We start from the raw sequence: 24,433 nt of genomic DNA on the forward strand, positions 1-24,433 counted from the left end.
TTATGGCACGACACAGTATTGCAGCTCCTGCGCCCGATAATTCCGGCGAGCAGCCAATCATTGAGTTAAAAGATGTGAAAGTTACATTCAAAGCCCGTACTGGATCAATTTTCAAACCAAACCACGTACATGCAGTACGCGGAGTAAACATGAAAATTCTGCCGGGGAAAGTTCTCGGAATCGTCGGTGAATCCGGCTGCGGAAAGTCCACAACCGCAAACGTGATGTGCGGTTTGCAGGTTGCCACTGCCGGTCAAGTGCTTTTCATGGGGAAAGACGTAACCAAGCGGACTGCTGAAGACCGTCGGCATATTGGAAAAGTAGTTTCGGTGGTATTCCAGGATCCGGCCACTGCTTTGAATCCCCGCATGAGCGTAGCAGATCAGCTTGCGGACCCATTGCGTGTGCATAAGATCGGTGATGAAGCTTCACGCGCAAAACGGGTTCGGGAACTGCTCAGCCTTGTCGGCTTGCCGCTTTCGGCGCTCGGGGCGCTCCCCGGGCAGCTTTCCGGCGGTCAGCGGCAGCGTGTGGCAATCGCGCGTGCCCTTTCACTTGATCCGAAAGCGATTATCGCTGACGAACCAACCTCCGCTTTGGACGTCTCGGTTCGTGCACAGATTTTAAACCTTTTGAGCGACCTGCGTGAAGAGTTAGGTCTGGCAATGGTTTTCATCTCGCACGATATCCAGACAGTTCGCTATATCTCCGATCGCATCGCCGTGATGAACAAGGGCCTTGTGGTAGAAGAAGGTCCAGCAGCTGAGCTACTGGCAAATCCAAAAGATCCATATACGCAGAAACTTCTGGGCGCTGCTCCGTCTTTGCTGCATCCAACACTCTAAGGAGAGAAAATGACTGCACCAATTCGTGGTGTTGTACCGCCATTAGCAATTCCGATTAAGAATGGCGAACTTGATGTTCCGTCACTTGAGAAGCATATTAACCGCATGATTGATGCGGGAATTCATGCACTCTTTGCTCTCGGTTCAAGCGGTGAGGTAGTGTTCTCGACGGCAGCGCGCCGACGGGAAATTCTCGAAAATACGGTCCGCATTGTCGACGGCCGGATTCCGGTAATGGCCGGCGTGATTGATACGGAAACAGAGCGCGTAATTGAGCACATCCGCCAGGCAGAAGAAATCGGCGTGGATGCTGTAGTGGTAACCGCTCCATTCTATGCGCTGCAAGGTGAAGCTGAGATTTACCGGCATTTCCGGGCATTGCATGCAGCAACAGAGCTGCCAATCTGGGCATATGATATTCCAGTGTGCGTTCATACGAAGCTTTCGCCGAAACTGCTGCTTGATTTGGCGCTTGAGGGCGTACTTGCAGGTGTGAAAGATTCTTCAGGCGATGACGTATCTTTCCGCTGGCTTGCTCGTGCAAATGCCGAAGCCGGACATCCGCTCCAGCTGCTTACCGGACACGAAGTTGTGGTCGATGGAGCATACCTCAGCGGCGCCGACGGATCCGTGCCGGGACTTGGAAACGTTGACCCGCACGGTTACGTCCGGATGTGGGATGCATTCCAGGCAGGCGACTGGGAGACGGTACGCAAAGAGCAAGACCGTCTCGCTGATTTAATGCGCATCGTCCAGGTGCAAGGAGTACAAGGATTCGGCGCCGGTATTGGTGCTTTCAAGACTGCTCTCCAGCTCCTCGGCGTATTCGAAACCAATGAAATGCCAACCCCGGTGCTTCCACTCGAAGGCGAGAACGTAAAGTGGGTTGAGAGCGTACTGCAAAATGCCGGAATGCTCTAAATCCGGAATGCGCTAAATATTGAATTGCGGTAAATGGTTCCGCTGCTTAGCGGAACCATGTGAAACATTTCAACTCTGCCAGGCATTTCAAATTTGAAGTCCGGGTTCGGATTCAGGATAAGGGTGCCGGCGTGAGCTGTTTTCAGCTTTGTTTTCAGCTTTCGCCGGCTCCATCCCTGCCGAAAACACGGCTTTTTTGCGGCAGAGATATTAATTTCAGGAAATATTCACGGGCGATAATCCAGGCACCGCCCGATTTTGAGCGGAAAAGATGCGCTCAAAACAGACAATAGACCAGATGGCAATAGATCAGATAGTAAAGACGGGAACAGTGAGCAACGTGGCTGAAATCCTTGCCCTAGATATTGGCGGTACAAAAATTGGCTGGGCAATTGTGCGGTATGTTGAAAATAACGGCACAAATCTGCAGAGTATTGCACCTTTTACATCACCGGCATCCGTCGAAACTATTCCCGACTTCGAAATTTTGCGTGAAGGATCAATTCCGACCTGTGCAATGGAAGGCGGCAGTGCGGTTCTTTCGCGGATAGTTGAACTTGCAGCACAAATACAAACCGAGCATCCGGAAATTGCCGGAGTGAGCGTAGCCAGTGCGGGGGTAATTGATCCGAATACCGGCGCAGTCATATCGGCAACCGGCACAATGCCTGGCTGGGGTGGTACTCCGCTTGGCGCCAGCTTGCAGCAAGCAGCCGGAATTCCGGTCGAAGTTATTAACGATGTGCATGCTCACGGTTTGGGTGAGGCAAAATGCGGCGCCGGAAAAGGCGCTGCCGGTGTGCTTTCAATTGCTGTCGGAACAGGAATCGGCGGCGCACTAATTACCGACGGAAAAATCGTTTTCGGCAATCATTTCCTTGCCGGGCATTACGGGCATATTCATCATTCATACGCTGCCGGGATGGAATGTTCCTGCGGGCGTGCCGGCCATATTGAAGCAATCAGTTCCGGTTCGGGCATTACTGCCTGGTATAATGCGCGGGCAAAAACAAGTTCCAGCACACTGCAGAACCCGATAGTTGCCAATGGCCGTGAACTGCAAGAACTTGCCGACAATGGGAACAAGCTTGCGAAAAAATGTTTTAAAGAATCTGCGTATGCGCTCGGTGAAGTACTCGGATCGCTCGCAAACTGTGCTGACCCGTCGATAATCGTTATCTCGGGTTCAATGACACGTTCCGGCAAGCGCTGGTGGCGGGCATTGGAAAAAGGATATGCAGCCAGCGCGATGGACGGTGTGGCGCAAGTTCCGCTCGTGCTTGGCGAACTCGGCGGAAACGCACCGCTGATCGGTGCAAGCATAAACTTTTTCCAAAAACATCTTTCCGTCGAGAATGAAATACTTTAGAAGTCCACGAAATACTTTAGAACTCAAAGCAACAAGTTTCAGAAAAGAGAGTTAGATGAATCCGATGAAAAAGAGTTATTGGAGAAACTGCGCGGGAAGCTGATTGTCTCTTCCCAGGCTTATCCGGGCGAACCAATGCGGCATCCGGAAACGATGGCGCAGCTTTCCCGTGCAGCTGAAATCGGCGGTGCTGCCGGAATTCGCTGTCAAGGTCTTTCCGATATTTCCGCAATTAAAGGCAGAGTGAAAGTGCCGGTGATTGGGCTGTGGAAAGAAGGCGACGAGGGAGTATATATCACTCCAACGCTGCGTCACGCCCGCGCATGTGCAATGGCTGGTGCAGATATTGTGGCAATTGACGCTACCGGACGCCCGCGTCCAGACGGCCGCACCTATGCGGAAACTGTAGCAAAACTCCATGAAGAAGGAATTATTGTGATGGCTGACTGCGGCTCGTTCGCAGACGCACAGCGCGCAGTGGACGCAGGTACCGATATCATCTCTACCACTTTGTCCGGTTACACCGGTGAACGCGAAAAACCGACGGGCCGGATATTGAACTGCTGAAAGAAATGATTGCGGCATTCCCAGATGTCCCGGTGATTTGCGAAGGGCGTGTGCACACTCCTGAGCAGGCTGCAGCAGTGATGGCAGCCGGTGCGTTTGCTGTTGTTGTCGGTACAGCGATTACACATCCGACTTCAATTACCGGATGGTTTAAGAATGCGGTAGAAAACGCGGCAGAAGGAGCAAAGGCCTAGCATTTTCGCAAAGAGAAGCGCACAATAGAGATAGCGAATGTGAGCGTGAAAACAGTTGGAGAATATTTCGGAATTATGCCGGAGGATTTTTCAGCAGCAATCGGTGAATCGCGGCGGATATTGTGCCGGATAAACACAATTTTCGCCCGCGGGAATCCGAACTCACAAACTAACTGACAAACAAACTCTCGCAAAGAAGCTGCGAACAGCAGTATCAGAAGTTACGAACAGCAGAAGTAAAGAACAGCACAAGAAACTGCACCGGCAGTCAGCAACAGAAAACAGTAAGACACAGAAAAGGTAGAAAAATGGAAGTTGGAATCTTCGCAACTGAATCAGAAGCAGCAGATGCAGCAGCTAAGCACCTCTTTGCTGCACTCAAAGCAGCAGACAACAAAGTGCTGGGTGTGGCAACTGGTTCCACTCCACTCCCGCTTTATGAACGGATGCGTGCAGCATACGCGGCAGGTGAATTTTCGCTCGCAGATTTTAAAGCTTTCGCACTTGACGAATATGTGGGTATCGATCCGGATCATCCGGAACGTTACCGCAATGTGCTGCGTGCTGAACTCGTCGGCGAAGACAAAACAGGTTTGAAAGATGAAAATCTTTTCACTCCAGACGGTAACGCTGCTGATCCGTCCGCCGCTGCAGATGAGTATGATGCAAAGATTAAGGAACATGGTCCGATTACGCTGCAGATTCTCGGCATTGGCGCCGACGGGCATATTGGGTTCAACGAGCCTGGGATTTCCCTTGTTTCCCGCACGCACACTGATGTGCTCACAGAACAGACCCGCAAGGATAATATGCGTTTCTTCGATGATGACATCGAAAAAGTGCCGGCAGGGTGTGTAACTCAAGGTTTGGGCACGATTATGGATGCAGCGGAAGTGCTGCTTATTGCCACTGGAGCAAATAAAGCTGCGGCAGTGCGGGAGCTTGTTGAGGGCGGAATTTCCGCACTGTGGCCGGCTTCGATTCTCCAGATGCATCCAAAGGCGACGGTGATTGTTGATGAAGCTGCGGCAGCTGAATTAAAGCTTGCTGAATTCTACCGCGGCCGCTGGGAAGCAGCACACAAGTAATGATTCGTTTAAGTGCACTCAAGGCGTGATGCGTGGGTGCACTTAATTTTCAATTTTAACTATTTGAATTAGGCGATGAAGAAAAGGCGTTTGAGAAATGACCACCTATATCGGAAAACTCTACAATGGCCGCGGTGAGCTTGTCGGCGGCGGCTTGCAGCTTGCAGCAGACGGTACCGTCGCAAAAATCCTGCCCGAAGATGAAAACACGCAAGGATATGTGATTCCTGGTGTGATTGATATTCACTGTCATGGCGGCGGGGAGCGTCGTTCCCAGACGGTACCGATCCGGAAGCAATCAGAACCGCAATCGCTGCGCATCTCGAAAAAGGTACGACGGCGATGCTTGCTTCACTTGTTTCGATGATTGATCCGCTGCCGGTGATTAAAGCACTCGTGCCTTTCTGTGAACGCGGCGAACTGCTGGGGATTCACATGGAAGGTCCGTATATTTCTCCGCATAAGTGCGGTGCGCAAAATCCGGCAGCTGTACGTAATCCCGACCTTGACGAGCTGCGGTCCTGGCTGGAAGCTGGTGCAGGCTGGATTAAGACGATGACGATTGCTCCGGAGGTGGAAGATGCTGCCGGCGCTGCGAAGCTGCTGCACGAGTATGGCGCTGTACCGTCGTGGGGGCATACTGCCGGTTTGAGTGCCGATACTTTGGCGCAAGTGCACGTCACCGCGGAACATGGGAAAGAAATTAAAATGGAAAAGGTGCCGCAAACGGCAACCCACCTTTTAATGCAATGCCGGCTCTTGCCCATCGGGAGCCGGGGCCGGTGCGTGAACTAATTCAGGCTGCCCGCCGCGGCGAATGTGTAGTTGAACTTATTGCCGACGGGGTGCATGTGAATCTTGATCTTGTTGGCGATGTGGCAAATTACGTGGCAGACGCTAATCCGAACGGTGTTATTTTTGTGACGGATGCGATGGCGGGTGCAGGGATGCCGGATGGTGATTATGTGCTTGGCTCGCTGCCAGTGAAAATCGTTGACGGTGTAGCGCGTCTTGCCGGCGGAGACAACAATATTGCTGGCGGTACTGCGCGTTTGGTTGAAGAAATTAAACACACAGTAAAGCGCGGAGTGATGAGTTTGCCGCGGGCAATTAATGCTTGTGTGGCTGCGCCGGCAGCTGCCATTGGCGCTGACGAGAGCGCATTGGGTGTAACCATCGATTTCAAGGTAGGCGAAAAGCCGAACTTGATTGTTCTTGACAGCGAGTTTGAAGTGCAGAGCGTAGTGCGGGAAGGTGAAGAGCTGACGTTCTGATTTGCGGTTGAGAGTTTTCGATATCGCCCTTCCCCGACTTTAACGGCAGGTACTTGTGTTTGCACAGGCGCCTGCCGTTATCTGTATCAGGTTTATTATGTAAGTCAGAGCGGATTCTGAAACTACTTACGTGAACGCACGAGCACTTTGCCGCCAGTTACGTGAATCCGCGGACACTTTTCCGCCAGTTACGTAAGGTAAGTCAGAGCAGATTCTGCAGTCAGTTGCGTGAAATGCTGAAGAACTCACCTCTGCTTATGCATGATGAGGGGAATCCGAAAAAATGTTAATTTGTTATTTTGTCCTGGATGTTATTTCATCCTAGATTTACGTATTTTCTTCGGGTAGCGGAAATCATTTCAACGATTCAGATTTTATAGATGATTGCTGGGAATTGCAGCTGAGACGCTGACGGATGAGCTATTCCGTCGCTTAATTACTAACGGCCTGAATGTGTCAATTTCCGGCACCGGTTTTCTTCCGGGATTTCTTCGCTGCGGTGCGATAGAAAATCGCAAGGAAGCCGGATGGGTGTAAATATTAGGAGTTTGCTTCCCCGCAGCCCGAAACGACGAGATAAATGATGAGATAATCAGGAAGTTTTAGGCTGGTTTTAGGTATGCTTCTAAAGCGTCTCGCATAATGCTTAGCTCTGAGGTTCCTTCTTCGTTTGCCCTGAGTCTTAGTGCATTTTCTAAATGTGTTGGCAGGAGCTGCAGAGCGGCTGTTTCCCATGTAAAGTCGGCTTTATTGAGCCTTTTATCATCCCAACCTTGTTCGAAATCGTTGGTCAGGTTCTGGATTTGCTGTTCGGATAGTTTCATGGGTGTCGTCCTTGTTCAAGTTTTGTAATATATTTCTTTCTAGCTGGCATTGCGTGAATAACTAGCGGTTTATCGCTTGCTGCTACAGCAATTTCCAGCGGTCTGGAATCGGTGTCTAATCCAATAATAAGTACTTTTTTAATGGATCGTCATATTCTACCCATCTGGCAACTCTTGTGGTGAGAGCATGGAGAATATCTTCCTTTTACAGCCATGACGAAAAGCTGCTTTATGAAAAGTCACTGTGTTAGATGAGATGGCTTCTAGTATGTCCCAAATATCCATTGTCATTCACCACCTGTGTTTTCTCGATAAGATATGCCGTTGTGATGCGTTCCAGCAGCTCCTGCCAGCAGAATCGCTGAAGAGTTAGCGGTTTCGGTTCAATGGTTGGCTGGAACGCAAATGCAGGATGAGAACGTTAGTCTGCAGGCTGCTGTGGATATTGTGGCGCGCGGAAGTAACCAACTTACACAAGAGCAGATAAATATCATCACCCACGCGCTTTTCAGGAGCAGTCGCGGTTGAGGTTGGTAAGTGACAAGCGATACGAAGAATTGCGGCAAATAGGTGCAGATATTATTGAAGATTACGCATTTTCTTATCCGCTAAATCCATACGAGATGGCAGCGCAATTCGGGTGTGAAATAGTGTTTTATAGTAGGCAGGTACTCTCGAAACTGTCCGATATTGAATTCGAATTTACGTGCAGTGACGGCATGAGCTTTCGATTTGTGGAGGGAAATAACTACCGCTACAAAGTTGCTTTGCATAGTTCAGAACAGTCTCCGCGTTCTCAATTCACGTTGATGCACGAAATAGCGCACATAGTACTCAATCATCATGGTTCTGATGCTCCGAATGAAGAACTGGAACAGGAAGCTAATTTTTTGGCGAGTTTCCTCATTATGCCTGAGATACTTGCATTATGGATATGCAAATACAAGTATGGCAATGAGTCTTTTGATTGGATAGCAGATTTTTGCGGGGTAAGCGCAGAATGCGCAAACTGGATGCAAAATCGAATACAAAAACGCAAAAAACGTTCGAAAACAATCCTCCCGTACGAAAAACAGATTCTCGATTCGGTGCAAAACGGTATTATTAAGATTTCTTAATTTTTTTACTCACAGTGTATTCCACAGTGTTTATGTGAACTATTTTCAAATTTTCTTAAAAATCTACGCGGAAAAAATTAAAGGTGCGGCAGTTGCCGAAGTTGTGGAAAGTATGCTGACACCTGCACGGCTGGCGGCGGCGGATTGCTTGCGGTGTGTAAGTGGTGAGGGCTTGTTTGTGCGGCGTGGTTAATGGAAAAGCGGATAAGTTTACGTAACTGGTGGCGAGAACTTGGGCTGGGATTTTCACCGTCGGAAGTGCTCGTGTTTGTGCTGGTAACAGGCTCGCGATAACGACGGCTCTCCCGTCGTTACGTAAAACTGCGCATTTTGCCATCAGTTACGTAACCGTGCAGAGCGTTTTGCTACCAGTTACGTTGAAAAATGCGGATTCCGCCTGCGCAGGCTGCACGGGTATCTAGGCGCTGCGGCACAATTCTCGTGTCTGCAAATGTTAGGGATATTAAGTAAATTGCTCTACTATTTACTGTAGATGAAAAATATTTGTTGTAAGTAGAAATTTACTTGTAGCCGCAGCTTGATTCGCAGGCTCGGATTTGGATTTAGGTTTTCTTAATTTTGCAAGTTCGCAGTTCAAAAGTTGATTTTCAAAAGTGCTAAAAGTTATTCAAAAGTACGAAAAAGTTGATTTTCAAAAAGTTGTTCAAAAGGTAATCAAAAAGTTCTGCCGTAAAAACGGAAAATACGGCGAAAGCAGGATGGCCGCAAAATGTACTTCGTGCTGCGGGGGCGTGTCTTTCGCACACTGCACGGGTGTCTTTCGCACAGTGCAAGGGTACGTTTCGTGTAGGGCGAGGATGCGTTTCGCATTACGGGAAAATTTGCGCAAAGAAAAAAATACAGAAAAATCTGGAAAATACGGGCATAAACTAAAAGACAAGACAGCAGAAAGGTGCATTGAGATGAATCAGAATTTGCATTATGAAGTTACTGGCACGCCGGTGCGCGGCACGATGATTTGTTTCCCTGGAAATAAAAAGACCCGTCCGCACGGTCTAATCAAGCAAATTCAAGATGCTTTCAGTGCGCGATGGCGTGTGATAATCTGCACGGATCTTGGCGTTGAAACTGACGAAACAGAATACTCGCTTTACGACGCAGCTACAGATTTCGTCGCACAAATCGAACGTGAAACACCGGGAATTGGGGTGGTGCTTCTCGGGATAAATCGCGGGGCGCGGATTGCGTTGAAAGTTGCGCAGCGAGTACCGCAAATCGTGAATGCGGCTGCTGTGATTGGGCGGTTAATCGAGAAGCCGGGCGTAATTAAAAAACTGGTAAAAAAGATGCCGACGGATTTGCCGCAGCTTTGGCTGCCGTCCCTTGCCGACGGCGGTAATTTTGAAAAAGTACAGGAATTCTTGAATATTGCCTGCCCGGAGTTTCCAGCAGCAAATCCGTGGATTGAACCGGCGCTTGCGGAAGTGCTGAAAGTAAATGTGCCGATTCCGAATCCGACGATTCAAGAGCAGCGGGAAAATGGGAAACGGATACATCCGCCGTTCCCGCTTCCGAAAGAGATTACGGCACGAACTGTAACTGTGAATGTAGATAATCCGCGGGTGCCGGAAGCTGCGGGTGAAATGCTGACCCGGGTGCTTTCCCGCGACATTGCTGCGGGCGCAGGAGTAACAATAGCAGGAGCAGCAACAGAAGAAACAACAACTGCAATAACAACAGCAACAGCTGCAGATGATACTGCTGCCGTCGGTAAGAACGCTGTTAGTACGAACGCTGATTCCGGCAGCGATTCGAACCGGAAAACAGGAGTGGTGCTGTTCTGGATTCACGGCGGCGGGTACGTGGCTGGTTCGGCAAAGTTTGAAGATGACCGCGCTTTCGATTTAATGCAGGATTTTAGTGCATTTCTGCGGGAAGACCATCCGGAATTACAGTTAACAGCATTTGAGAATCCGGAAATTTCCGTCGTAATTCCAGACTATCGGTTAGCTCCTGAATTCCCGCACCCGATTGGGCGTGAAGATACGCTTGCGTCGCTGCGGTGGACTTTCACCGAGTATCCGGGAGTGCCGGTACTAATCTATGGAGATTCGGCTGGATCTGGAATGGCGTATCAGGTACTTTCGCAGCTTTCACACACGGAGCTTGCCCGGATCGCTGGCGTGATTGCGCTCGAACCGTGCCTTGATCCGCAAATTCAAACCAATTCTTGCTATAACTACGCGTGGGGTCCGACCTGGAATCGTGCAGTGGCAAGAACCGCATGGGAGAATTATCGGCAAGGAACAGCCGCAGTTTGCGATATCTTCCCGCCGATTGGTGCTGAGCTTGACCCGGCGTTTCCGCCGGTGCTTGTGGTAGTTAACCCGGCAGATACGCTGCGTGATGAGGGAACTGTGTGGGCATACCGCTTGATGGATGCGGGCATAAAAGCGCAGCTGGTCACAATTCCCGGCACTTATCATGCCTCACTGGCGGTTGTCGGAACAAAGGCGTGGGAGCTGGTAAAGCGGTCGATACGCCCATTTGCGGCTGAATGTCTGGCAGAATTCGAATAGTTTCCGGGCTGATTCCAGATTCGGCTGAGAGCTGCAAACTTTTGCACAATTATTGCGTGAGTGTACATAATGACCGTATGAGTTTACGTACGTACACCTGTAATAATTCCACACTTGTAATTGATACGCTTGGCGGGCGTGTGCATTCTTTTCAAACGGCTGCTGCCGGTGAATTTCTCTTTCAATCCGGCGACGGCACAGCGCATTCCGGAATTCCGCTTTGTGCGCCGTGGTTCGGGAAAGGGCAGATTGGCGCAGTGCACCCGCGTACGCATGGTTTAGTGAAGCATGTTGAATGGGAAGTGGCGGCAGAAACGGTTACCGAAAACGAAATCAAGCTGGAGCTTGCACTCTCCGCAGAGGCAGTGCGGGATTTGCCGGGATTTGCCGGATATGAGGGGTTAAGTTACCGGCTCTTTGTGAATGCGGCTGATACATTGCAGCTAACCTTACAGTTTTGTGCAGATCGGCGCGTGAGTGTTGATACTGCGTTCCATACCTATTTTGCGGCGCCGCTTCCGGCAGATGTACACCTTGCAGTATCGACTCACCGCGACTATGTTGCCGGTACGGAAGGTCGTTTCTCCGGCGTTTTTCAGTAGCGAATTACCGTGATTCGGTGTTCCTCGGCGGGGCGGCAGAACCGATTAAGCTTTCTGCCGGGGAGCGCACTTTCACCATCACTTCGAGTCAAAGCGCTCCGGACGCGGTAGTCTGGAATCCGGGTCCGGATGATATTCGCCTTGCGAAAGGCGAATGGCAGAACTTTGTTTGTGTGGAGACGGGTGCAGTTCAAGACCATGCGTTTACTCTTGAAGCGGGGAGACGAAAGAAATCGCGGTCGAGATTGCGCTCGCGGTTAAGGAATAGCTGTATTAAAAGTTAGCTGCTGCCGGAAAATTTCGTTTTTGGTTTAACTGTATGTGGTTGCTGCGGGCGCTGTATGCAGGTATTGGTGCGTATGTGTGGGCATCTGCGGGCGCTGCGCTATTTGCGCGTGCGCAGGCACTGCTCGCGGGAATGAAACATTCAGCCGAAGCCGTAGGCGTTATTGGCAGCGTGCGCGGGATGTCAGTGAGATATTGTGCATGGGATGCCGGCGCGAGCTGCGGCGGGTTAATCGTTTTCTGCTGTGTCAGGTGCGGAGAGCGTTCTCGGGTTGGGTTCTTGCAGCTTTGCCTGGTTTATCCGAGTGAATAGCGGTTTGTAATGGAGTTTTATTGCATTCCGATATGCGGTAACGTCTCCGTCTTGTGCCGCGTTAAGTATTAACCGGTGGGCAAGGGCGGTGTCGATTGCCTGCTGTTTGGTTACTGCTGGTAAATGAAATGCAGCAGCGCGGTGAACTGCCCAAAAGATGAAATTACCTGTCGGGTAACATCGTTGTCTACGAGTGCAAGAATTCCGTCGTGGAAAGCGAAGTCGTTTCGGGAAAAATCTTCATCGTGTTCGGCTTTTTCGAGCATTTCTTCGACTAACGCTTCTAGACCGGCTTGTTCGGTTCCATCCAGGCGGGCACACACTGTTTCGGCGAGTCCAAGTTCCAGGTAGTATCGGGTTTGCACCATTTCCGGCAGCCGCAGCCGATTGTGTTTTGCGACTACGCCTGCGCGGAATGAGAGCGCTTCAACTAATGGCGAGAGCGACATTTTGCCGACGAACGTGCCGTTTCCATGCTGAACTTCAACAATATCTAAAGCTTCGAGACGTTTAATTCCTTCACGTAAAGACGAACGTGAAATGCCGAGTGCTTCACACAGTCTGGCTTCTGACGGGAGCGGGCTGCCGGTTTGTAATTGGTGGGAAAGGATGAATTCCTTTATTAAATCAGAAGCTGAATGCAAGCGCGATTGCTCGGTGCCCGTCGTTCTGTCTCGGGTTCGCATGTTCATTTGGCTGCCTTATTTTCTGTTGTGCTGCAGAGTTTACGTATTTATCTGAATTCTGATTATTGCACAGTGATATAACAATCTAGCTCAATTGTATTGAAATTGGAAAGTTTATTTCTATTCAAAGTGCGGTAATTATTTATTAAAAATTAATCTTGGCATATGCTGTGCTTCCCGCGCCGCGCGGGTGAAATTAACTGGCTCCGCATTATATGCAGAGAAGTCTGCTGTGTGCGGCGGAAAGTTAAATTATTTCATAATAGAGATGTAGGATGACTCTATTGGTTAAATTATTTCCGAAATAGAATTTTGCAGCTGAAAATAGCTTTATTTAACACGTATAACTAATATGCGAGAAGAAAATTTTAAAACTTTTCAAAAAACGCTTGACGCATATTGTGCTGTAGAGATACGATGTCTGATAACTCGTAAAGAGTTCAGATAGAAGAAGTGTTCCTACGTCGGAGCGCTGATGTCAACGGTGACAAGCCGCTCAAGCGGCTAATCTGAAAGGTTTTATCATGGCTATTCGAAGCAATAAATTTTTTGCGGTATTAACCGCAGCAGCGGTTTCGCTTTCCCTTGCAGCGTGCGGAGGAAAATCTGCGTCAAGTGAGCAATCTTTGCCTGCAGAAGGGCAGGAACTCTCTGGCGACATCACAATGTGGTCATCATTCACTCAAGGTCCGCGTGCTGAATGGATGCAGCACATGGCTGATAAATTTATGGAAAAAATCCAAAAGTGAAAGTGAAAATTGAAGAGTTTTCCTGGGATGAATTCAATACTAAGTGGACTACCGGATTGAATGCCGGCCAAGTTCCGGATATTGCCACAGCGCAGCCCAATCAGGTAATCGACATGCTGAACGCGGAAGCAATTGTTCCGCTCGACGACGTGATTGATCGTGTCGGCAAGAATCGTTTCAATGCGCCGACTTTGAAAGAGGGTGAAAAGAGCGGAAGCCATTATTCGATACCGATTTACTCTCATGCGCAAGTGATGTGGTATCGGAAAGATATTCTCGATCAATATGGAATTGCAGTCCCAAAGACGTGGGAAGAACTCGCAGCTGCATGCGCGAAAATTGGAAAGTCGGCAGACCTATATCCGATTTCGGTTCCGATGGGTGCCAACGATATGCTGGCAACCCGCTACATTAATTTCTATCTTCGGGCAAAAGGTGAAACCTTGCTTAATGAAGACGGCAGTGCGAATATCACTTCTCCCGCTGCAATTGAGGCGATTAATTATTGGGCGGAGATGTATCGGAAATACTCTCCGGAAGGTTCAATAAACTACAAGATTCTTGATCACGCGAAACTTTTCTACCAAGGAAAGACGGTGTTCGATTTCAATTCCGGTTTCCATATCAGCGGTACTTTGGCAGACCGGCCTGATCTGGATGGAAAGATTGCTGCTGCGCCAATGCCGCGTGCTGCTGCAGGTGATCCGGAGATTTATCCGAGTGAAGTTTCAAATATTGCAATGGTGGTATGGCAGGCATCGAAACACCAAGATGTTGCAAAGGCATTCCTCGCCAGCCTTTATGAAAAGGATGAGTATGTTAAGTTCCTGCATTCGGTACCGGGCGGGATGCTTCCGAGCCTGCAGGATATTAACCAAGATCCGGTTTATAACGATAATGAAACGATGCAGAAGTACAAGGATTCAATTGCGGTGATTGCCAAAGAGGTTGCAGTCGGGTCGGCGATTGGGATGGAAGACGGGCCGAAAGTGCAGGCAGGTGTCTTGATTTCGCAGGGTGTGCTTGAGCGAATGCTGCAGTCGATAGTCCTGGACGGCAAGGATACTGCGGAAGCTGCTGCAGAAGCAGAAAAGAAGTATAACGAGCTTTTCAAAGCTGCCGGCGCAGCCATTAAGTGAAAACAGTTTCCAGAGGGGCGGAAAGATCAGAAAAATGACGGTGGAAGTTGGACTTCCTTAGGGTGAATCACTGGGGGCGGGCTTTCTGCCCAAGATTGATCCATTCAAGGATATTCCTCTCCAAAGTCGAACTTCCCGCCGCCGGGCATCCGCCCCTCTTGGTAATCCTCATAGGAGTACTTTAATGCTGAAAAACAGACGGAAAATCACCGGATTATTGTTTGTTGCACCGGCAATACTTTTAGTTGTTTTGCTGCTGATTTATCCGGTAATTTCTTCGATATTCTTCTCGTTTACGAATAAAAATTTAATTCGGCAAAGCTGGGATTTTGTCTTATTTGATAATTTTGCTTTGCTTCTAACTTCGCCGGAATACTGGGCATCCTTTTTCGCGTCGGTTAAATGGACGTTATTCTCGATTATCGGTCAGCTTTTTGTGGGATTGATTCTTGCTTTGGCATTGAATTCAATTCGGCGTTTTGCTGGTTTGTATCGAACTTTGCTGATTGTGCCGTGGGCTTTCCCGCCGATTATCTTGGCATTTGCCTGGAAATGGATTTTTAACGACGTTTACGGTTTTTGCCTTCATTGCTAACGGCTCTGGGAATTACGGAAACTAATGCTGCGCCGTTAGCTGATCCGCAGTTGGCGTTTTGGGTTGTGTTGGGGATTAATGTCTGGTTTGGCGCGCCATTGTTTATGGTGAATATCCTTTCGGCGTTGAAAACTATTCCGCAAGAACAATATGAAGCTGCGCGGGTTGACGGTGCAACTGGGATACAGCAGTTTTTATTTATTACTGTAAACCACATTCGGGAAGTTATCGGCTTGCTTGTGATTCTAAGAACGATTTGGGTTTTCAACAATTTCGATATGTTGTATTTGCTCACCGGCGGCGGGCCGGGAACTATGACCACCACGCTGCCAATCTATGCATACCAGACAGGGTGGAATCTGCGTTTATTGGGAACTGCTTCGGCAATTACTGTTTTGCTGTTGATTTTCCTGCTATTCGTGACCGGGCTATGTTTCAAACTGCTAAGTAAATGGGAAAAGGAGCGTGGGTGATATGGCAGATAAAGCTACTAAAGTTGGAGTGAAGCCGATTTGGACCTGGCTGACGTACCTGTTTTTGACCGTGTTTGCTGTGATTGCAGTATTTCCGCTGTTTTGGATTGTGCTTTCTTCAATTAAAAGTTCCGGAGAGCTGGCAGCAAATCCGCTTAGTTTTTCCCGAAGCAATTCACTTGGGAACATTATAAAACTGTGATTTATGATCTTGGTTTTCTTACAAATATGAAGAATTCTTTGATTATTTCCCTTTCAGCAACAGTAATCACGATCGTCGTTTCGCTATTGGGTGCTTATGGTATTGTGCGGTTTTTCCCGAAAGTTGGGAAGTATCTAACGAGATTGCTGATTACCACATACATGTTTCCGCCGATTCTGCTGGCTGTGCCGTATACGGTCACGATGGTTTCACTTGGTCTGATTAACAGTTATATCGGGCTGGTGATTGCGTATCTTTCTTTTTCGATTCCGTACGCAATTTGGATGTTGATTGGCTTTTTCCAAACTGTGCCGTTGGAGATTGAAGAAGCTGCTGCAATGGACGGGTTGGGTCCTTTCAACATATTTTTCCGAATCGCGTGTCCGCTGATTTTACCGGGGATTGTCGCAACTGCCGTTTATACATTTATTAACACGTTTAATGAGTTTTTGTATGCGCTGCTGTTTATTAATTCAAGCGATCGGATGCCGGTGGCGGTAGCGCTGTATTCACTTACCGGGTCGGAAGTTTTGAATTGGGGAGCAATGATGGCGGCGTCGGCTTTGGTGATTATCCCGTCGGTGCTTTTCTTTATGCTGATTCAAAAATATATCGCAGCAGGGTTGGCTGAAGGGTCAATCAAATAAGGATTAATTAAATAAGCTGCGGAAAGAGTTTAAAATGACGATTGAAATTATGAAGATTGATTCCGATTTGTGTAAATCGGACGAGCTCACACTTACTGCAAATTTTCGGGCAAATGCCGACGGGGGATTGCTGCGGGCAGCAGCGGATGATGTGCTTTTATGGACGCTGGAGCTCCGCAATGGCAGTCCGTATCTTGCTGGCGGAACAGTGCAGGAAGTGCGGTTGGATATTGAAGACGCGGTTGGATTGACCGACGGAACCTGGCATTCTTTTGCGATTACTTGCGGAGAGTTTGGGAGCAGGATTTTTCTCGACGGTTATCAGTGTTTTTCTGGTACGGCTTCTCTCGCTTTTGGGGTACTTTTAGCGGATTCTGCTGCGGATGTGCGGCTGCAGATTGAAAATAGTGCCGGGATTTCTGTAGAAAATCTTGAGTTGTTTGGATTGGAGCTTTCCGCGGATGAAATTATTGCGCGGGCGCTGCCGCCGCAGTCGCTGATTGATTTCGCTGCTACGGAATTGTCTGCATATGACGCGCATTTGCTGCAGAAATATCGCAGCGGTTCGGTGTTTTTGCGTTATCGTGTGCGCGGACCAGGGCAGGAAGGGCCGATTTTGGCTGCTTCCGGCGGAGGAAACAGCAATTGCAGCTGGTGCTCAGCAGCGGAGGTTTGGAGTATTCGGTTCTTGCTGCAAATGGGCAGCAGCGGAAATTTTGCTGCCGGGGAGTGGAATGAGGGCGAATGGCATGATGTGGTTTTGCGGGTCGCCCGCGGCGCTGTAGATATTTATGTTGACGGATACCAGGAAGTGCATATTCCGGGGCAAACATTTTTGCCGATGTGGATTCGCTTGATTCGGTGATAATCGGGCAAGATTTTTCCGGCTGGAAACTGTTTGGGGAAGTGCGAAATGCGTCAATCTATGATTTTCCTTTGACTGACGGGCAGATTCAGCGTCTTTCCGGTGTGAAGCCGCTTTCGACGCAGTGTTTGTTTGACTACGGTTATCATGGAGCGGCTTCGTATCGGATTCCGTCGCTGCTGATGACGCAAAACGGGGTGTTGATTGCCGGAGCTGATCAGCGGGAAGTAAATCCGAATGATGCCCCGAATTCCATTAATTTCACAATCAGGCGTTCGTTCGATGGCGGGAAAACCTGGAAAGATTTAGAAACTGTTTTGCAGTATCCGGGTGAGGGAATTGCGGGAGCCTCGGTGATTGATTCTTGCCTGGTGCAAGATCGGGATACTGGGCGGATATTTGCTTTTATTGACCAGTATCCGGGCGGGGTTGGGCAGCCGAATGGGATGCTTGGTAAAGGAGTAACTGATCAGGGTGAATACTTGCTTACGGATGGTGCGGGGCAGGATTTTATCTGGAAAGCTGACGGGTCGGTGACAACTCTTGAAGGGAAGCTACCGAATATCGAATTTTAAGCAATGGCGATGTGTTTTTCGCCGGTGAAGCGCGGGGAATGTTTTCCTTTGCGACGGTGAAGATCCGCGGCAAAGTTTGCTGATTCACCGCACCTGTTTTCTGATATACACGTATTCTGATGATGATGGGGAAACGTGGGCGCCGCCAATAAATATTAATCATCTGGTGAAAGAAGAATGGATGGCTTTTTCGGGACTTCGCCCGGCAGCGGGATTCAAATTCGTTACGGGAAGTATCAGGGGCGGCTAGTCATTCCGGTTTATTTCAATACAAAGCACCAGCAGTCATTTTCATCTGCAGTAATCTATTCCGATGATCATGGGCTGACATGGCATCGTGGAAAGTCTCCGAATGATAATCGGATGTTTAACGGTGAAGTGCTGCAGGTGCAGGAGTTTGATAACCGATTGGCAGCTACCCACGAATCGACGATTGTAGAACGTGCAGACGGGTCGATACTGGTAATGCTGCGGAATCAAGATCCGCATCGGCTGGTTGAGTGTGCGGTGAGTACTGATGGGGGAGAATCGTGGGGAGAGGTTGGTTTTGCGCAGGGGGTTCCGGAAATATTCTGCCAACCGCATATGATTGCGATTCCGAGCGAAGCATATCCGGATCGGGTTTTGTTTGCGAATGCGGCGCAGCTGCTTCCGTATCGCGGCCGAGGTGTGTTGCGGATTTCGTTCGACGGCGGTGAGAGCTGGAGTATTTCGCGGACTTTCAACCCCTATCATTACGTTTATCAGTGTTTGACGCGGATTGATGAAAATCGGGTTGGTTTGCTGTGGGAACGTGAGACGCAGGGGCTTTACTATACTGAAATTCCATTATCTTGGTTTGGAGAAACTGATTTTGTTTCCGAGCTGGATCATGCACTTGCTTAATTGCATGATTCGCCTTTGCTTGAGAATGTGGCTGTAGTAAATCTGGGATTTTGGTGATTTAGAGATGCGGTGTGTCTGATTATCATTTTTGTGCTCTTTTTATGAACCGCATTTTCGTAGTGTGCTGCACCTTGCTGTTAATTGCAGGTGCAGCACACTATTAGGTGTTGTTCTGAAATGTTTTATAACATCAGCTAAAAGGTACTGAAAAATTTTCTGATGTTAATTTGATATTTTAGTGCTCTGTTTTCTTTATTCTTCACGCTGGAATGACATCGTTGCTGCGTAAGTGTTTTCAGACGGCCAACGGCTGGTGATTACCTTTGTGTTGGTGTAGAAGTTCACGCCTTCTGGGCCGTGCATATGGTGATCGCCAAGTAATGATTCTTTCCAGCCGCCAAATGAATAGTATGCAACTGGTGTTGGGATTGGTACGTTTACTCCAACCATGCCTGCTGCAACATCGAGTTGGAAGCGGCGAGCCATCCCGCCGTCATTTGTGAAAATTGCCGAACCATTGCCGAAGGGCTGCGCATTTACGATCTCGATTGCTTCTTCGTAACTGGCTACTTCCATGATGGTGAGTACCGGGCCGAAAGTTTCTTCAGCGTAAATATCCATCTCGAAAGTAACGTCGGTAAGGATTGTTGGACCAATGAAGTGGCCGTCTTCATATCCTGGGACTTTAATATTGCGACCGTCGAGGATCACTTTTGCGCCGGCTGCTTCAGCTGCATCAATTTGTTTGATAATGCGTGCTTTCGCTTTTGCGTTGATCACTGGCCCCATCTGCACGCCCTGATCCAGCCCCATCCCGACGTGAATTTTTTCAGCGTAAGATTTTACTTTTGCTGCCAGAGCTTCGCTGATCCCGCCTACTGCAACTACTGCTGGTAATGCCATACAGCGTTCGCCAGCTGCGCCGAAAGCAGCTGCAGAAATATGCTGGGCAGCAAAGTCGAGATCAGTATCTGGCAGCACTATTGCATGATTATTTGCTCCGCCGAGTGCTTGTACGCGTTTGCCGTGTGCGATGCCGGTGCGCTGAATGATGTGTGCTACTGGTGTGGATCCGACGAAAGAAATTGCATTGATTCTGGGATGTTCAAGGATGTTCGTGACGAGATTTCGTCCACCGGAAACAACATTGAATAATCCGTCAGGCAAACCGGCTTCCTGATAAAGACGGGCGATAATCAGGGAAGCGGTAGGGGTGCTGGATGCTGGCTTGAGGATGAATGCGTTTCCGGTGGCGAGTGCGATCGGGTGCATCCACATTGGTACCATTACTGGGAAATTGAATGGGCAGATGCCGGCGACTACACCGATTGGCTGGCGGATCGTGTGTACGTCCACTCCGTGTGATACATCAAATGAGTATTCGCCTTTCAGTGCGGTATTGATATTGCAGGCGAAATCGAGAGTTTCGCGCCCGCGTTGAATTTCGCCGATTGCGTCAGAATAATCTTTGCCGTGTTCTTCCACGATTGCGTGGGCAAGTTCGTCCTGATTTGCGAGTACTAGCTCGCGCATTTTGAACATGATCGCGGTGCGTTTGGCGAGAGAGGTGTTTGCCCATTCCTTTTGTGCTTTTTCGGCGATTGTTACCGCGTGATCAAGATCGGCTGCTGAGGCGACGGCGAGTTTTTGGTTACTCTGCCTAAGGCTGGGTTTTCTACGTCTTTATATGATTCGGGATTGCCCTGATATTCTTTGCCGTTGATCCATTGGTAGATTGTTTCCATCAGAACTCCTTTGTTACTGGTCTGGCGATGTGTATTGGGATAGTTACAGCCGATGGAGAATGAAAGATTGCGGATGCATAAAATCTCCACGTTTCGACATTACAAATATAACATAAAATATTGTAAATGTTAGAACAATTGGACGTTTGTCCCATAATGTGTTTTGTGTGGATCTGGACGGTAGCTGAAAATGCTGCATCTCCTACGATAAACAAGGTCCGTCATTGATTGCGAAGCACATTCAATGACGGACCTTTTGCGGGAGAAAAATAGCTTTATGAAAACGGATCAGAAATAATGCCGTTGCGGGGCAATTCCCTGCTGATATTCGGCATACGCCTTTTGCGTAGACTCAATCCGGGAAACTTGCGATACGGGCACATCCCAATACGAAGACGATGGCGGGTTTGGGCCGTAAAGATCGGTTTCAATGAAAATCATCACGGCGGTTTCCATTGCACAGGCTTCGCGATAAGCGGCTTTGAACTCCGCAATCGTCTTTACTTTCAATACTTTCAACCCCCAGGATTCAGCATTTTTCGCAATGTCTACCGGCAGTAAGTCTCCTTCTTGGTTATGCGGATGCCCGGCTCCAGCGCGGTAACGAGTTCCGAAACGCTGTGAACCATGTGATTCGGATAAAGCCCCAATGGAAGCAAAGCCATGATTTTCCAAAAGTACGTAAATAATTTTCAATCCCTCTTGTACGGCTGTGGCAAGTTCCATCGGGAGCATTTGATAGGTGCCGTCGCCGACTATTGCCACGACTTCCGAATCTGGAAGTGCCATTTTCACGCCAATTCCTGCGGGAATCTCATATCCCATTGTGGAAAACGCGTATTCGACGTGATATTGGACGGGAGTTTTTGCCTGCCAAAGTGCTTGCAAATCTCCCGGCATGGAACCTGCCGCGTTGATGAGTACATCGTTTTCTTCCATCATCTCATTTAAAGCGCCGAAGACTTCGATCTGTGCCGGCAGCGGGCCATGCCCGAGATGATAAAGTTCTGCAACTTTCTTCAACCAGGCTTCACGTTCAAGAGCAATTTTCTGCGTATATTCGTCGGATACGTGATAATCGCTGAGCAGTCTGGTGAGTGCAGTAAGTGCTTCACGGGCATCCGCTACCATCATTTCCCCGCCATTTTTCACTGCGTCAAATGGTTTGACATTGATATTGATGAACTTGACTTTTTCGTTTTTGAATTGGGTGCGGGAAGCCGTAGTGAAATCAGAGTAGCGGGTGCCGATTCCAATCACAAGATCGGCTTCGTCAGCTAAGTGGTTTGCACTATCGCCGCCAGTTGCTCCAACTCCGCCGACAGATTGCGGATGGTCGCAGTTAATTGCCCCTTTTCCAGCTTGCGTATCGGAAACCGGGATTCCAGTGACACGGGCAAATTCGCGCAATTCTTCCGCGGCTTGAGAGTAAATTACGCCGCCGCCAGCAATAACCAGCGGTTTTTCAGATTTGCGGATAATCTGCGAAACTTTTTCAAGCTGTGTTTTTCTGCCGGCGGGCGGCGAATATGCCAGACGCGCTTTGCGAATGCTGCTTCTGGGAAATCATAGCTTTCAGCTTGCACGTCTTGCGGCATTGCAATCGTAACTGCGCCAGTATCGGCAGGATCAGTGAGTGCGCGCATTGCCTGCATGAGCGAGGGAGAAGCTGCTCAGGGCGGTTGATTCGATCAAAGAATACTGAAACCGGTCGGAAAGCGTCATTTACTGAAGTATCCAAGGTTTGTGCATTTTCGATTTGCTGCAATACTGGATCGGGCAAACGGCTCGCGAACTGATCCGATGGGAAAAGCAGCACTGGGAGTCGGTTTGTTGTGGCAAGCGCCGCACCTGTCACCATATTTAATGCGCCTGGTCCAATCGAGGAAGTACACATAAAGGTTTGGGTGCGATTTTTGCCTTTGCGTAGGCTGCTGCCGCGTGAACCATACCTTGCTCATTGCGCGGCATGTAGTAGGGCATTGCTCCGCCGTCGGGAGCGGGGTCGATTTCATTTTGTAAAAGCGCCTGCCCGATTCCGGCAACATTTCCGTGTCCGAAAATTCCAAAAGCTCCCGCAATAAGGCGCTCTTCCGCGCCGTCCAGTTCTGAATATTGGTTGATAAGGAAGCGAATAGCTGCTTGTGCGACTGTCAAACGTATCGTTTTCATAGATTCTCCTGAGTTAGCGGTAGAAAAGGCAAACGCGGGTCAATATTTTCGCCCTCCCAAGATTGGCGCTGCCAAGTGTGAACTGGGTCGTCGGTCATCATCCAGACGGAATCTTCGGCAGGTCCCGCCATTACGTTGAGGTAATACATGTCGTGTCCGGGAGCAGCAACGGACGGTCCATGGTATCCGTGCGGAACCAGCACGGTATCGCCGGAGCGAACTTCCGCGCAAACATCAATTTCTTTTCCTGGAGAAGAATAGACGCGCTGTAATCCAAATCCGCGGGTTTCGCGTGCTGGACCGCCGCCGCGCAATTCGAAATAGTAAATTTCTTCGAGAATCCGCTCATTTTCGCTGTGCGTATCGTGCTTATGGGGCGGATATGAAGACCAGTTTCCGCCCGGAGTGAGTACTTCGGTTACCAGCAGGCGGGAAGTTTCGACGGTGTTGCCAAGTGCGTAATTGCTTACTTGCCGCGAACAAATTCCAGCGCCGCGGATCCCGGAATTTACTTCATTTGCCGGGCAGTAGCGCACGGGGAGGTCTTTTGCTGATTTCGCACCGGGAAGTGCAAAGCGTCCGGCATTGACGGATGTGAGTGTAAAAGTAGTATTGCGTGGGATATAGAGATAATCGGTGACGGAGGTAAATACGCTCTGGCGCCCGTTAAGGAAATAGTTCGCGGCGTTTACATCAACTTTTGCACTTCCGAAAAGCGGCAGAATTAGTATTTCTTCCATTTCAGTGCTGAAAGTAAGCTGTTCCCCAGGTTGTAAGTTCGCAATCCGCAAGCTGGAAAATTCCCACCCGGCTTTTTGCGCAGTGATATGTGTGTCGAATTGTTTGGCTGCAGTACTTCCGGCAGGAAGTAAATATTTTGCATTATCGCTCATAGTAACTCCATTGCGTTGTCGACGGCGGTTTCGATATTTCCATCTGGTGGAAAGAGCAGGGATCTTCCAATTACAAGGCCGCAAACATTTGGGAGTTTTATTGCTTTTTCCCAGTCGTTTAGTGCGGCGTCCAGGTCTTTGGCGGCTTCCCCGCCGAGAATTAGTGCCGGGAGAGTGGTGCTGTTCATGACTCTTTCCATGTCTTTTACACATGGAAGTTTCAGCCAAGTGTAGGCGCTATTTGTTCCAAGAGCGGAAGCGATCGTAATCGATTTAATTACCGCATCCGGAGTGAGGTCGTTAACTAAGCGCCCATTTTCCCAATGTGAAATAAACGGCTCAATCATTGCAATTTTTCTTCGCGCGGATAGTTCATCGACGGCTTGTGCTGTGGCCTGCAGTGTACGCGGAGTGTTTGGGTCGTCGAAGCAAATACGGGTGAGGGTTTTTCCGCCGTCGAGTTTTGCTTTTTCAATCATCTGCGGGCTGTAGCAGTTGAAACGGTCGTCGATTTCGAATACGGATCCCTGCAATCCGGTTCTGTTCATTGAACCGAAAACTAGTTTTCCTTCCAGTGCTCCGGCGAGAGTTAAATCTTCAACCAGATCGGCTGTGCCGAGAAATCCGCTTACTCCTGGGCGGGAGAGCGCCCGGATACAGCGTTCAAGAAGTTCGTGACGGTTTGCCATTGCCATCGGATTTTCGCCAGCCCCAAGAGCTCCGCGTGCGGGATGATCGCAGGCGATAATCATTAGCTTTCGCCCGTCTGCGGGAAGCTTTCCTGGTTTTCGCTTCATCAGGGCTGCGGTGAGATATTCGGGATGTTGGAAGCGGATTTTTGAAATTTCTGAAATATTGCACATATTT

The 24,433-nt window shown here is 49.1% G+C and carries 28 protein-coding genes and 3 pseudogenes; 24 read left to right on the forward strand and 7 right to left on the reverse strand.

Annotated elements, in window-relative coordinates:
• The first annotated feature begins 2 nt into the window (after window positions 1-2).
• The 10 genes and pseudogenes from RQN30_RS08510 to RQN30_RS08555 all read left to right on the forward strand — a co-directional run bounded on the left by RQN30_RS08510 (window position 3) and on the right by RQN30_RS08555 (window position 6,795).
• A complete protein-coding gene (locus tag RQN30_RS08510; protein ID WP_353060107.1) occupies window positions 3-845 on the forward strand; it encodes an ABC transporter ATP-binding protein in 843 nt (280 codons plus the stop codon).
• Window positions 846-854: 9 nt separating this feature from the next.
• A complete protein-coding gene (locus tag RQN30_RS08515) occupies window positions 855-1,766 on the forward strand; it encodes a dihydrodipicolinate synthase family protein (RefSeq protein ID WP_353060108.1) in 912 nt (303 codons plus the stop codon).
• A gap of 340 nt (window positions 1,767-2,106) precedes the next feature.
• The gene (locus RQN30_RS08520; protein ID WP_491608723.1) at window positions 2,107-3,135 is read left to right on the forward strand and encodes an ROK family protein; all 1,029 of its coding nucleotides are present in this window, start codon (window positions 2,107-2,109) and stop codon (window positions 3,133-3,135) included.
• 78 nt (window positions 3,136-3,213) lie between these two features.
• Window positions 3,214-3,896: pseudogene (locus tag RQN30_RS08525) on the forward strand (N-acetylmannosamine-6-phosphate 2-epimerase).
• Window positions 3,897-3,935: 39 nt separating this feature from the next.
• Window positions 3,936-4,073: a hypothetical protein gene (locus RQN30_RS08530; RefSeq protein WP_353060110.1), complete on the forward strand. Its 138-nt coding sequence runs from the start codon at window positions 3,936-3,938 to the stop codon at window positions 4,071-4,073.
• A 131-nt stretch (window positions 4,074-4,204) separates the two neighbouring features.
• A complete protein-coding gene (gene nagB / locus RQN30_RS08535) occupies window positions 4,205-4,984 on the forward strand; it encodes a glucosamine-6-phosphate deaminase (protein ID WP_353060111.1) in 780 nt (259 codons plus the stop codon).
• Between the two features lie 97 nt (window positions 4,985-5,081).
• Window positions 5,082-5,351: a hypothetical protein gene (locus RQN30_RS08540; protein WP_353060112.1), complete on the forward strand. Its 270-nt coding sequence runs from the start codon at window positions 5,082-5,084 to the stop codon at window positions 5,349-5,351.
• On the forward strand, window positions 5,327-5,779 hold the full coding sequence (locus RQN30_RS08545) for a hypothetical protein (protein ID WP_353060113.1): 453 nt from the start codon (window positions 5,327-5,329) through the stop codon (window positions 5,777-5,779). Before RQN30_RS08540 ends, RQN30_RS08545 begins: the two co-directional genes overlap by 25 nt.
• On the forward strand, window positions 5,767-6,258 hold the full coding sequence (locus RQN30_RS08550) for a hypothetical protein (protein WP_353060114.1): 492 nt from the start codon (window positions 5,767-5,769) through the stop codon (window positions 6,256-6,258). The genes RQN30_RS08545 and RQN30_RS08550 overlap by 13 nt, the downstream gene beginning before the upstream one ends.
• 384 nt (window positions 6,259-6,642) lie before the next feature.
• Complete coding sequence (locus RQN30_RS08555; RefSeq protein ID WP_353060115.1) at window positions 6,643-6,795, forward strand: hypothetical protein; 153 nt, start codon at window positions 6,643-6,645, stop codon at window positions 6,793-6,795.
• Between the two features lie 65 nt (window positions 6,796-6,860).
• On the opposite strand, the gene RQN30_RS08560 is transcribed toward RQN30_RS08555, so the two are convergent.
• Window positions 6,861-7,082 (reverse strand): hypothetical protein, encoded by a 222-nt coding sequence (locus RQN30_RS08560; RefSeq protein ID WP_353060116.1) that lies wholly within the window; start codon window positions 7,080-7,082, stop codon window positions 6,861-6,863.
• A gap of 524 nt (window positions 7,083-7,606) precedes the next feature.
• Between RQN30_RS08560 and RQN30_RS08565 the strand changes: the two genes are divergently transcribed.
• Entirely contained in the window at window positions 7,607-8,200 is a 594-nt protein-coding gene (locus tag RQN30_RS08565; RefSeq protein WP_353060117.1) for an ImmA/IrrE family metallo-endopeptidase, read from the forward strand.
• A gap of 55 nt (window positions 8,201-8,255) precedes the next feature.
• Here the strand turns inward: RQN30_RS08565 and RQN30_RS08570 are convergent, their stop codons facing one another.
• Window positions 8,256-8,537 carry a hypothetical protein gene (locus RQN30_RS08570; RefSeq protein WP_353060118.1) on the reverse strand — a complete coding sequence of 94 codons (282 nt, stop codon included), beginning with the start codon at window positions 8,535-8,537 and terminating at the stop codon, window positions 8,256-8,258.
• A 586-nt stretch (window positions 8,538-9,123) separates the two neighbouring features.
• Between RQN30_RS08570 and RQN30_RS08575 the strand changes: the two genes are divergently transcribed.
• The 4 genes from RQN30_RS08575 to RQN30_RS08590 all read left to right on the forward strand — a co-directional run bounded on the left by RQN30_RS08575 (window position 9,124) and on the right by RQN30_RS08590 (window position 11,940).
• Window positions 9,124-10,740 carry an alpha/beta hydrolase gene (locus RQN30_RS08575; RefSeq protein ID WP_353060119.1) on the forward strand — a complete coding sequence of 539 codons (1,617 nt, stop codon included), beginning with the start codon at window positions 9,124-9,126 and terminating at the stop codon, window positions 10,738-10,740.
• A 77-nt stretch (window positions 10,741-10,817) separates the two neighbouring features.
• A complete protein-coding gene (locus RQN30_RS08580) occupies window positions 10,818-11,342 on the forward strand; it encodes an aldose epimerase family protein (protein ID WP_353060120.1) in 525 nt (174 codons plus the stop codon).
• A 17-nt stretch (window positions 11,343-11,359) separates the two neighbouring features.
• The gene (locus tag RQN30_RS08585; RefSeq protein WP_353060121.1) at window positions 11,360-11,626 is read left to right on the forward strand and encodes an aldose epimerase family protein; all 267 of its coding nucleotides are present in this window, start codon (window positions 11,360-11,362) and stop codon (window positions 11,624-11,626) included.
• A 35-nt stretch (window positions 11,627-11,661) separates the two neighbouring features.
• Window positions 11,662-11,940 (forward strand): hypothetical protein, encoded by a 279-nt coding sequence (locus tag RQN30_RS08590; protein WP_353060122.1) that lies wholly within the window; start codon window positions 11,662-11,664, stop codon window positions 11,938-11,940.
• Window positions 11,941-12,050: 110 nt separating this feature from the next.
• On the opposite strand, the gene RQN30_RS08595 is transcribed toward RQN30_RS08590, so the two are convergent.
• The gene (locus RQN30_RS08595) at window positions 12,051-12,632 is read right to left on the reverse strand and encodes a FadR/GntR family transcriptional regulator (protein WP_353060123.1); all 582 of its coding nucleotides are present in this window, start codon (window positions 12,630-12,632) and stop codon (window positions 12,051-12,053) included.
• A 518-nt stretch (window positions 12,633-13,150) separates the two neighbouring features.
• On the opposite strand from RQN30_RS08595, the gene RQN30_RS08600 reads away from it, so the two are divergent.
• From RQN30_RS08600 to RQN30_RS08640, 9 genes are all read left to right on the forward strand, one after another.
• A complete protein-coding gene (locus RQN30_RS08600; RefSeq protein ID WP_353060124.1) occupies window positions 13,151-13,375 on the forward strand; it encodes a hypothetical protein in 225 nt (74 codons plus the stop codon).
• Entirely contained in the window at window positions 13,372-14,514 is a 1,143-nt protein-coding gene (locus RQN30_RS08605; RefSeq protein WP_353060125.1) for an ABC transporter substrate-binding protein, read from the forward strand. Before RQN30_RS08600 ends, RQN30_RS08605 begins: the two co-directional genes overlap by 4 nt.
• 184 nt (window positions 14,515-14,698) lie before the next feature.
• Window positions 14,699-15,109: a carbohydrate ABC transporter permease gene (locus RQN30_RS08610; protein ID WP_353060126.1), complete on the forward strand. Its 411-nt coding sequence runs from the start codon at window positions 14,699-14,701 to the stop codon at window positions 15,107-15,109.
• Entirely contained in the window at window positions 15,094-15,582 is a 489-nt protein-coding gene (locus tag RQN30_RS08615) for a carbohydrate ABC transporter permease (protein ID WP_353060127.1), read from the forward strand. Before RQN30_RS08610 ends, RQN30_RS08615 begins: the two co-directional genes overlap by 16 nt.
• A 1-nt stretch (window position 15,583) precedes the next feature.
• Window positions 15,584-15,784, forward strand: coding sequence for a hypothetical protein (locus RQN30_RS08620; RefSeq protein ID WP_353060128.1), 201 nt, complete (start codon window positions 15,584-15,586; stop codon window positions 15,782-15,784).
• A complete protein-coding gene (locus RQN30_RS08625) occupies window positions 15,781-16,431 on the forward strand; it encodes a carbohydrate ABC transporter permease (RefSeq protein WP_353060129.1) in 651 nt (216 codons plus the stop codon). The genes RQN30_RS08620 and RQN30_RS08625 overlap by 4 nt, the downstream gene beginning before the upstream one ends.
• A 34-nt stretch (window positions 16,432-16,465) precedes the next feature.
• Complete coding sequence (locus tag RQN30_RS08630) at window positions 16,466-17,296, forward strand: hypothetical protein (protein WP_353060130.1); 831 nt, start codon at window positions 16,466-16,468, stop codon at window positions 17,294-17,296.
• The gene (locus tag RQN30_RS08635) at window positions 17,275-17,871 is read left to right on the forward strand and encodes a sialidase family protein (protein ID WP_353060131.1); all 597 of its coding nucleotides are present in this window, start codon (window positions 17,275-17,277) and stop codon (window positions 17,869-17,871) included. Before RQN30_RS08630 ends, RQN30_RS08635 begins: the two co-directional genes overlap by 22 nt.
• Window positions 17,872-18,048: 177 nt before the next feature.
• Window positions 18,049-18,756: a sialidase family protein gene (locus RQN30_RS08640; protein WP_353060132.1), complete on the forward strand. Its 708-nt coding sequence runs from the start codon at window positions 18,049-18,051 to the stop codon at window positions 18,754-18,756.
• Window positions 18,757-19,008: 252 nt separating this feature from the next.
• Here the strand turns inward: RQN30_RS08640 and RQN30_RS08645 are convergent.
• From RQN30_RS08645 to RQN30_RS08660, 4 genes and pseudogenes are all read right to left on the reverse strand, one after another.
• Window positions 19,009-20,501 (reverse strand): annotated as a pseudogene (locus tag RQN30_RS08645) (CoA-acylating methylmalonate-semialdehyde dehydrogenase).
• 288 nt (window positions 20,502-20,789) lie between these two features.
• Window positions 20,790-22,673 (reverse strand): annotated as a pseudogene (iolD, locus tag RQN30_RS08650) (3D-(3,5/4)-trihydroxycyclohexane-1,2-dione acylhydrolase (decyclizing)).
• The gene (iolB, locus tag RQN30_RS08655) at window positions 22,670-23,566 is read right to left on the reverse strand and encodes a 5-deoxy-glucuronate isomerase (RefSeq protein WP_353060133.1); all 897 of its coding nucleotides are present in this window, start codon (window positions 23,564-23,566) and stop codon (window positions 22,670-22,672) included. Before iolB ends, iolD begins: the two are co-directional and overlap by 4 nt.
• On the reverse strand, window positions 23,563-24,429 hold the full coding sequence (locus tag RQN30_RS08660) for a Cgl0159 family (beta/alpha)8-fold protein (RefSeq protein ID WP_353061820.1): 867 nt from the start codon (window positions 24,427-24,429) through the stop codon (window positions 23,563-23,565). The genes iolB and RQN30_RS08660 overlap by 4 nt, the downstream gene beginning before the upstream one ends.
• Window positions 24,430-24,433 lie beyond the last annotated feature (4 nt).

The organism is Arcanobacterium hippocoleae (genome assembly GCF_040360365.1).
GTDB classification, from domain to species: Bacteria; Actinomycetota; Actinomycetes; order Actinomycetales; family Actinomycetaceae; genus Arcanobacterium_A; species Arcanobacterium_A hippocoleae_A.